7 protein-coding genes are annotated in these 9,830 nt (G+C 45.4%); 3 read left to right on the top strand and 4 right to left on the bottom strand.

The genetic code is table 11. From position 1 onward, the window contains the following. Both VLX91_03895 and VLX91_03890 read left to right on the top strand, forming a co-directional pair. The coding region (locus VLX91_03895; GenBank protein HUI29337.1) for a hypothetical protein at positions 1–960 on the top strand (960 nt) is incomplete at its 5' end. A gap of 9 nt (positions 961–969) precedes the next feature. Next, a complete protein-coding gene (locus tag VLX91_03890; protein ID HUI29336.1) occupies positions 970–1,917 on the top strand; it encodes a CPBP family intramembrane glutamic endopeptidase in 948 nt (315 codons plus the stop codon). Between the two features lie 147 nt (positions 1,918–2,064). Here the strand turns inward: VLX91_03890 and VLX91_03885 are convergent, their stop codons facing one another. Continuing rightward, positions 2,065–5,316, bottom strand: a complete 3,252-nt coding sequence (locus VLX91_03885; protein HUI29335.1) for a PDZ domain-containing protein — start codon at positions 5,314–5,316, stop codon at positions 2,065–2,067. 288 nt (positions 5,317–5,604) lie between these two features. On the opposite strand from VLX91_03885, the gene VLX91_03880 reads away from it, so the two are divergent. Next, positions 5,605–5,865 carry a hypothetical protein gene (locus tag VLX91_03880; protein ID HUI29334.1) on the top strand — a complete coding sequence of 87 codons (261 nt, stop codon included), beginning with the start codon at positions 5,605–5,607 and terminating at the stop codon, positions 5,863–5,865. Positions 5,866–5,989: 124 nt separating this feature from the next. Here the strand turns inward: VLX91_03880 and VLX91_03875 are convergent, their stop codons facing one another. From VLX91_03875 to VLX91_03865, 3 genes are read right to left on the bottom strand one after another with little or no spacing between them, the layout of a single operon-like run. Further along, positions 5,990–7,285, bottom strand: a complete 1,296-nt coding sequence (locus tag VLX91_03875; protein ID HUI29333.1) for a site-specific DNA-methyltransferase — start codon at positions 7,283–7,285, stop codon at positions 5,990–5,992. Further along, positions 7,282–8,265: an O-methyltransferase gene (locus tag VLX91_03870; protein ID HUI29332.1), complete on the bottom strand. Its 984-nt coding sequence runs from the start codon at positions 8,263–8,265 to the stop codon at positions 7,282–7,284. Before VLX91_03870 ends, VLX91_03875 begins: the two co-directional genes overlap by 4 nt. Then, positions 8,255–9,571, bottom strand: a complete 1,317-nt coding sequence (locus tag VLX91_03865; GenBank protein HUI29331.1) for an ATP-binding protein — start codon at positions 9,569–9,571, stop codon at positions 8,255–8,257. The genes VLX91_03870 and VLX91_03865 overlap by 11 nt, the downstream gene beginning before the upstream one ends. Positions 9,572–9,830 lie beyond the last annotated feature (259 nt).

Below are 9,830 nucleotides of genomic sequence, written 5' to 3'. Positions count from 1 at the left end.
TTCACCTTGATCGGAAAAACGTTTCTGCGGAATATCGTCGCCGCAGTAATTTTTCTCGTGATACCGATCATTCTCCTGATAATTGCGGCGAACAGTTTTTATTCCTCGATTGCAGATATGGTACTTCCATCCAACGGCTCACTTATCCACGAGCAGCCGGGCTCACCGTTCATGCTGCAGTTTTTCGGCGAGATGGCTCTGTTCTTCGTTGCCATACTCATCCTCGCTCTCGGTACACTCCTTGCGGAAATTACCATCAGTTACACCGTCGGCAAAGAAATGCTTGGAGAGGAGGTCGGACTCAATGAAGCCATGAAGGAAACTTTTTACATGAAGTGGCTTTACGGAATCGGACAGGCAGCACTGAAACTCTTGATCATTGGGGGCGGTACCGCGGTCGTCGGCTTCTTCTTATCCACTTTCGCGGTCGTCATCGACAGCGGAGTAGTTTTTGGTATACTGGTCGCGCTCTTCCTTATTGCCGGCGTTCCGGTTATCATCTATTTAGCCTATAGGTGGTATTTTTCATTGACGGCGGTAGCGGTGGAAAGCCTCAGTCCGCTCGATGCGCTTCGCCAAAGCTGGTTTCTCGTAAAGGAGAATTGGTGGCGAACGTTCGGCATCCTGCTCCTGCTTACCATCCTGTCACAGTTCGCCATCTCGATCGTTTCTCTTCCGATTACGTTCGGGAGCATGTGGAGCTTCTATAGAGGAATCTTCACGGCGATCGGCAACTCCGGGGGTGAACCTGATCCGCAGATAATCCACCAGGCTATGAAGTCATTAGGACCAGGAGTCGGAATCGCTATCGGCATCAGTTCCTTATTTTCGCTCCTCGTCACGCCTGTGTTCACCGTGGTCATGTATTTCGACCTGCGTGCCAGGAAGCATGATCTCCCCGGCATGCAGGCACCGCCGCCGATCGATATTCAAAACACTCCGCCGGAAATTATTCAGTAGAAAGAATTCGTGACGGAGAATATTCAAGTCCCGGAAATGATCAGCGAGGGGTATGACGGCTCGTGGGAACGGCCAAATAAGAGTCTTACCACAGCAGCTATCCTCGGACTGATTATCGTCGGCATCATTTATTACTACGGTCTGAACATAGTTGCTGCGATCGCGGTCTTTTCCAGAGGAATGAATTATAAAGGCGGATCGTTCCTGGAGGAAATGAAGGATACGATCATGGCGACAAAAAATCCGATTCGATTGTCGGTCATGATATGTGAATTCGTCTTCATGCTTGGTCCGACTATCTGGCTCATAAAGCACTGGCACACGAAAAAAATCTTTTCTTACATAAGGCTCACCCGGGTGCCGGTTGGCGAGATACTCCTCGCCGTAATTACCACAATTCTATTTATACCGGTCAGCAGTTTCATAGGTGAATTCATATTGAAGCAGCTGAACTTCCCGGACTTCCTGGCACAGATCGACGCGCAAATTTTTACATCATACACGACAGGAGAGTTCGTTTGGCTGATCGTCGTTGTGTGCGTCACACCTGCAATTTGCGAAGAGACGCTCTTTCGAGGGTATTTCCAGCGAACGCTGGAGCGCACGATGGGAATGAAGAGCGTCTTTATTGCGGGAATAATATTCGGACTTTATCACATGCAGCCGATCAACCTGATTTCACTTTCCCTCCTGGGAATCCTCATTGGGTTTTTCTACTACAGGAGCAAGAGCATTCTCCCCGGCATGGCGGCGCATTTCACGAACAATCTTCTCGCAGTCCTTTCATTATATAAAATGCCGGACGGACATCCGGTCGTGGCTTTTCTCTCCGGTGAGACTCCGTTTCTTGGATTTATCGCGTCAATTCTTCTGTCGGGTGTTTTTGTGATCGTGTACCGGCAGGCCACCAAAAAGAACTCTGTGGTAAAGGAGCTTGCTGCAGAAACGGGACAATGATTTCATGTTATAAAAATCAGTTCCCGCCACCGCGCCGCCAGCAATCCTCTCCTACAATCCTCGCTTCCACATCGAATCCAACGTTGCATTACTTCCCCACCCATTTCCCTCCCCCTCAAGGAGAGGGATCAGGGTGAGGTAATTTTTCTATCTCTTCTCGTACGCCGGCCGCTCAGGTTTCACCGGCGGATGATCTTTCAATAATTGCATCACGACTTCAATTCCCTTCTCGAGCTGCGGATCGATTCCTCTTGCAAGCTGAGCTGGATCGTCGACAACTTTTATGTCGGGATCGACTCCGTGTCCTTCGGCAAACCATTTTCCATCGGGCATGTACATTCTGAATGTCGGAACAGTGATCGCTCCGCCATCGATCAACGGCGGTGCGCCGGTGATCCCGATCAGCCCGCCCCATGTCCTCATGCCGATGAGCGGACCGAGACCGGCCTCGCGGAAATAATCCGGGAACGCGTCGCCGCCCGAGCCGCTCCATCCGTTTATCAACATCACCTTCGGACCAAAGTTGGCCACAGGCGGCCATTGCCAGTCTTTTCCGTCTCTTACGGCCCAGAATGCGAGCGGTTTTCTATTGAGCATCTCGATGAACCGGTCCGGAATCTGTCCGCCGCTGTTGAACCTTTCGTCGATGATCAATCCTTGTTTGTCGAACTGTGCCGTCAATTGTCTGACAAGATCGTCCTGACCTGGAACACCTGTGTCCTGGACGTAAATGTAGCCAATTTTGCCGCCGGTCTCTTTGTCAACGATTTTTCTATTCGACTCCATCCACGCAAGCTGGCGGAGTCTTGCTTCGTCGGTCATCGTTTCAACCACGATTTTCCTCGCGCCATCCATCGACGGTTTGCTGTTGACGGTCAATTCAACAGTTGTTCCCGCAAGACCTTCGAACGCCGCATAAGGGTCCTTTGTCACGTCGATGGGAACATCATTCACGGCAAGTATGTAATCCCCTTCTTTCACATTGACTCCGGGCTGATCGAGCGGAGACCTTACATCGCTGTCCCATGGCGCGGCCTTGATGATTGTCTTGATCCTGTACGCTCCATTCGCGAGCTCCCAGTCGATTCCTAAATATCCGACCGCTCTCTGCTTGGACTGCTCAACGTCTCCGCCGAACCTGTAGGTGTGCGACGAGCTCATCTCGGAAATCAGTTCGCCGATGACGTAGTTGACATCCGACCGCGTCATGCAGTTGTCTATCAGTGCGCCGTATTGCTTTCGCATCTCGTTCCAATCGACGCCGTGCATGTTCGGATCGTAGAAGTAGTCTCGCTCAAAGCGCCAGACGTCGTTGAAAATCTGATGCCATTCTTCGCGCGGGTTGATCGTCACCTCCATCTGGCTCGTCGGCATCCTCTTCTCGAGCTTCTGATCGGGAGCGACGTCTGTGATGAAGTATGAGCCATCCTTGGCGATCATGATCTTATTGTGGTCGGCTGAAATCATGTAATTCGACGCGTCGTCCGAGATTGTCTTCTCTTCCCTCTTATCCAAATCGTAATATCCGATCGAGTTCTTCTTATCCGCCGATCCGCTGTTCGGACCTTTCAGGTAAACAACTTTCCCGGAAACCGCTTCTAAATTGTTGTAGTTGCCGGCGGGAGGCGGAAGTATAACTGCCCTTTCCGCGATGCCTTCAAAGTCGATTCGCACTTCCTTCGTTTTTTCTTCACTCTTCTTTCCCTCATCCTTCTTCGGCTCTTCCTTCTTCGACCCTTCATCCTTCTTGATCGAAGTCGTATCGTCCTTCGGCGCGAGCGGGGAGGCAAGAGTATCTGTTAAAGTAACTGCGGCGATCCTCGTTGAGTTTGGGTAGATGAACGTGTTGTCCATGTCGCCGTACACGGGAGCAAATGTATTGTTCGTAAAGAAATACAGATATTTCCCATCGGGATCGAAACAGGGCGCGTCATCGTTGTAATAGCCGCTCGTAACTTGATGGACCTCCGCTTCTTTCGAGTCGTAAATATAGATCGCCGTGTGCCTGTTGTCAAAATCTTTTGCATAGGCAAGCCAGCGGCTGTCCGAGGACCATGATGGCTTGAAGCCAACCAAACCTCCCTCATAATAATATTCTTCTCTGTCTACTTTAGTGGTCTTGTCTTTGTCGAGATCATAAATGTAGATGTCCATAGCCTTATCGATGAAAGCTATTTTCTTGCTGTCGGGCGACCAGTAAATATTGTATCTGAAGCCGGGACCGTATGAAGTGAGCTTCTTCTCCGCAGCGGGATTTTCCATGTCCTTAAGCGTGAGCTCGTACTCGCCTGATCGATCGCTCCAATATGCAACGTATCTTCCGTTTGGAGACCACGCAGGAAATCTTTCGAAGGCTCCGGATGTATTCGTCAAATCGACTACGTTCCCGTTTTCTGCGGGCACTGAAAAAATGTCGCCGCGGGCTTCGAATACTCCGCGCTTGCCGTCGGGGGAGACGGCGAAGCTGCCGATCATCTTCTCGACGCTTTCCGGTTTCGGCATCAACGTTATCTCGTCGGTCACTACTTCGATCTTGACCTCGTGATATTTTTCCGTGGCAAGGTCGAGGAGATAAAGCTTGCCGCCGTTTTCGAAGACTATATCGTCAGGTCCGATCGACGGGAAATGGATATCGAAATCTTTGAAGTCGGTTATCTGCCGCGTCTGTTTCGTATTAATATCATAAGCCCAGATATTTGCCCTTTCATTCTCGCCACGGTCGGAGAGAAAGTAAATCGTGCTGCCGTGCCACATCGGGAATTCGTCGTTTGCAGGATTGTCCGTGATGTTCTCCGCCGTCCCTTTTTCGAGATCATACACCCAGATGTCCGCCGCCCATCCGCCCCGGTATCTCTTCCACGTCCGGTATGCCTGCGACATCGGAGTATAGGCGATCTTGTTTCCGTCGGGGGATACAGTTCCGAATTCACCGTAGGGAATAGGAAGTTTTTCCGGCATTCCTCCCTCGGCGGATACTTTATAGAACTGGTCGTATCTCTGTCTGCCGCTTTCCATCGAGGTCGCGATCAGAAGATTTTTGCCGTCGGGATACCAGTCGACCATCCTGTCCGGATAGCCGTGGTGCGTGATCCGTAACGGCATTCCTCCTTTGGACGGGATGACATACACGTCCACGTTTCCTTCGTAGTTGCCCGTGAACCCGATCTTCGATCCATCGGGAGAAAAACGCGGAAGGAATTCGTCTCCGGGAGGAGTGGTGAGCCGGTTGGCCGTTCCACCTTCCTTCGGAGACACCCACAGGTCGCCTGCATATTCGAAGACGATCTGTGTTTTCGATACCGCGGGATACTGAAGTAGTCTCGCGTCTATTTGCGCGGTCGCCTGCTGGACTGCACCGGCAAACATTAATGCTGCAAAGAGCAAAGCTGTTCTTTTCATACTATTGCCTCAGGGTTTTGATTGATGGGAAACAAGACATGGAACACGGGTAACATAAAAGGGACAAGTCATCACGAATACAAACATGATGCAGCGACGAAATCAGTGGAAATCCGTGGTTTTTACTTGATCCTTGTTCCAATATTTTCAGAGTGTATGTTTGATAAGCTAACAGATATTTACTCGATCTGGTTTGAAAAGTTACAGACAGCCGCGGTGAAATACTATAGCCTATTATTGACCAAATATGTTATATTAATAGCGTCATAACTTCAGGAGGCAAGGCTTATGGTGGAGAATATTACGGAAGAAGGACAGAAAGAGCTTGACAAAGCCTGGGATGAGGCCATGGAGGAAGAGTGGAAAATGAAGACGTTGGAAAACGACCTGACTCCAATTGTCAAGAGAATCATCGCGAAGAGTTATCCGGAAGCATTCAATCTGCAGCCCGAGGGATACAAAGCCTTCGATACCATGGTCTGCGGACACATCGACAAGCTGGTGCGGGCCGTGAATGACTTCGCAAGCAATACGGGGGAGAAGAGATGAGGCTGTGGTTTGGATCGTCTCGAAATTGAGACTCCGCAATGAAAAAGATTTCCATTCGTTTGTTGAAAAGAAAAATGGATACGGTAGACCTTAGTCTTTAAGAAAGGAATTATTACAAAAGATTCTACAGTTTTTCTAATGCATTCTTTGGATCAAGAGCGAGCTTTAGATCTGAGAATAAAAGACCTGGTTTGATCGTACCGTTTGCATTAACAATTTCCTTTGATCGCATTTTAAATAAGTACTTAAAAATATGGTCCTTGTTGTATGCGAAGAAAGACTGGCGTCGTGGAAATAAATGGTTGAACCTTTGCTTGCTGATGGTTTTAACGCTTATGCTAGTTCTAAAAATTTCAGAAATATCATTCGCCATCCGCTGAATCCCAGAGGTCTTGAGTTGCTTTTGATTTCCTGATTTTGGAACCATGATAAGGTCAGCCTGGGCACGCCTTCTCGTGGCAAAGAGAGCAAAGAAAAGGAATTGCCTCTTTACATTCCGTGGCTGATTTTCGATTATTTCAAAACCAGCCTTTAGCTTCCTGAGGCTTAGATTGATGGATCTGAATTTGCTTATCTTCTTTTTGACCGTATCCAATTCTTGTTTACGCTTACTCCAATATAACCTAGCTCCCACCAGAACATCTTCCTCAAACTCTCTCTTATATTTTGAATTCACATCGAAACCAATTGCTCTTCTTCCCATCTCGTTCGCAAGAGCCAAGGTCGATCCAGAACCGACAAATGGATCAAAAATCATGTCCCCTTTGTCAGATGAAATGGACAATATTCTCTCTATGAGCGGGAAAGGAAAAGGACACATGTGTTCTTGGCGGCTATTTCCCCATCCTCGAATTGGGATTGTGAATTCCCATATGTTGCTCGGGACCTTACCATTAGAATTGTATCTTTCTGGATAAGTGAGCCACCAATTCTTATAGTCGGTTATTTCTCGTGTTTTGTCGATTCGGTATTTGAAATTTCTCCCTTTGGTAAAGAAAAGAATATACTCAAATTGATTTTTTAGGCGTCCCTTTGCTTGCCATGGTGTGTTCTTGTATTTGTTCCAGACTATGATTTCTTTCAAATTCCAAGTATCGTTCTTATACAGTTCATGCAGCTTATTGTTTATATCAAAAGGCAGGGTCACGGTACTACCGTTTTTCCTGATTGTATCCACAACCAACCAGAATGTCGCATTGAGTTTCGATATTTCGTAACACTGCTGAAAGACATTAGCAACGTCCTTTAAATATTGTTCATACGTCTGGTTGAAACCGAGTTGATTTTTCGAATTCCCGTAGTTCTTAATATCATGGTAAGGTGGAGAAGTCAGAATAAGAGTAGGCTTAGGGTATCCATGTTTTAGGAAGATTTGTTTACTTTTTCTAGCATCAGCTATTAAATACCGAATACCCCTCATATCACCCCTTCATAATATTGCGGGTAGTAGGGATAAAATTCCAAATAAGATTTTATAAGGCCGCTGTCATCCAACTCAAATTCTAACTTAGACAACTCCTCTTTAAACTTTAAGTCATCAAGTGCCTTATTCTTTTCCGACAGACCTTCAATACGTGAATCCAAATAAAGCTTCTCACGATAAGTGAGTATAGGAACGTTGATATCAACAATGCTGTCATCTATCTTTACAAATCTCTCATTTACAACTGATTTCTGAAAGGCATCCGAGTCATCAAAAACCCCGACAAGGGTGAACATCGGAGCCCCATCATTATACTTGAATGAGAACAATTTGTAGAATTTCGTTGAATTAAACTTTTGTTTTTCCTCAATAAAATTCAGGATAATATTTTGGACCAAAGGAAAACCTTTCTCGTCGTCAATTTCTCCACCAGATTTAAATTCCCTGGACATCCACTTTCTGAAAAGGCTGATCACGGTAAGCTGATCCTTTATTTGTTTAGGAAAGCCTGCATTTATGGTTATGATTAAGAAACTCTTATTTTTGACGCTTTGTGTAATCAGGTCAATGTCTTTAAGTATGTTGGTTGTTTGTATCGTTCCGTCTTTCAATCTTCTGAAGAGTGAGTAATCATAATCGAGCCAAATTATTACTTTGTCAGTTAAGGAATTTTCGCCAAAAAAATCTGTCGTCTTTTGGGGTTGAAAGGTCACAAAATCATATGGCTTGTTAAATTCGAATCTCTTGATGTTGATTTTGTCATCTATCGAAGTCATTCGTCTAATATGTAAATACTTATGGAATAGGATGAAATCATAATAGAAAATAGAACCCATTCCGATATAGTGGTATTTACATATATCCATCTCCCTTGAATGTTTGGAAACCTGCTGAAAAAATTCGATCAAGATTTTACGTTCAATTTGTTTTTTAGGACGCAACGTGTAGTTTATCCTCTCGAAGCTACTACTTTTCATTTTCTAGCCCCTCAACCTTTACAAAGTAGTCAAAAGTCTTAACTCCAACGTCAGGATTCTTTGTTATTTTTAAATAGTTTTTCACTAATTCAACTTGTTCTTTCGGTTTCCAATATCTAATCATCACCAACCCATCATTTGCTTTAGGAGTAGAAGTAACCTTAAAGTCACGATTCTTCGTAAGCTTATCGATTGAAACAGTCTCTATTTCGGATTGGCCCTCTGATCCCATAGCCGTTTGAACTGCTTTTGCTTCAATTTCATCTGCACGGCCGTATTTCTTGGATAGAAAATTTACCAATGGACGTGCAGCGTGAATCATCTCACTCAACAAATGCTTATATACAACATTTTCAGTATGAAAATCGTTTTTTAAAGTATTTATGGGAAGTTTTGATGGATCTTTCGATTCTAATAAAACCAAACCGCGAAATTGATTGAAGATGCTGTGCATCTTCGGAAGCTGACCTTCGTCGCCTGACCATCCAGTTTTAGGCGAAGCGTCATCATGGATAACCAACCGATCATTCATAAAAATGTTCCAGCCTTGACGTCCACGTTCTTTCTCGGTACGACGTCCCTCCCACGGCTGAATCCAACACGTTATATGAATTTTCACTCCCTCATACTCTTCTATATGATTGGCAGGCGGATATTCTTTGCTATACTTAATTCCAAGATCGAACGGGCCGATTTTTTCTTTGTCGACCATAAAAGTAATTTTATTCTGAATAAATCGGGTATAATAAATACCTATTGTCTCCTTGAGATCATTTATGAAAGCTACATCGAAAGTCTCTTTTGCTTCGTCTGTTAGATCAGACATAACAATCTTAGTGTATGGTTTCTCTGCCTTTTTCAGTTTTGATTTTCCAGAGCTGGGATGTAATGGCCATGTCCATTCGTGCTCTTTTTCGGCCCAGTCATGAACGTTGATATCCACACGAGTGTATTTATTGCCATCATCGGTTTCAAATCTAATTTCCCTTGCTATTTTGAACACCGCCCTTTTCAAACCAATACCATAAAACCCGATCGTGGACCTCCTTGCTTTAAGATCCGAAAACCCGAAACGAAACACCTCCTCTCTTACCTTCTTTGCAGGGATACCTCCACAATCATCGTAAACATGGAACTCATCCTTGCCAAATCCTAACTGGATAGTCCTTCGCTGACTTAATTTGTGCCAAACATATGAGTCGACAGAATTGTCTGCCAAGTCAAGAACGCAATCATGAATACTGATGTCCTTCGTAAGAACATCGATAAACAATTGCTTCGTGGGTTCAAAACTAACGGTGTCCATTCTTCTTTTCCTCCAAACAGGTATCAGTCAAATCCGCCAATGATTCACTGTGAAATATCCCCATGTTATTAAGCCAGCCCTTCCCTGAGTTTCCGGGGCTCAAAATATTGCTTTCATAAGCCATTTAGTTAATGAATGAGTCTTGTAAAATATAGCGTCGCCGATTATGCAATTCAATGATTCTATATCATGGCGCAACTGTGGAATTTCCATATTGGCAATGCACCTATTCGCTCACCGATACTGATAATACTCAACC

It is taken from the genome of Candidatus Acidiferrales bacterium, from assembly GCA_035515795.1.
GTDB lineage: Bacteria > Bacteroidota > Ignavibacteria > Kryptoniales > JAKASW01 > JAKASW01.
This window is presented reverse-complemented; position numbering and strand designations above follow the sequence as displayed.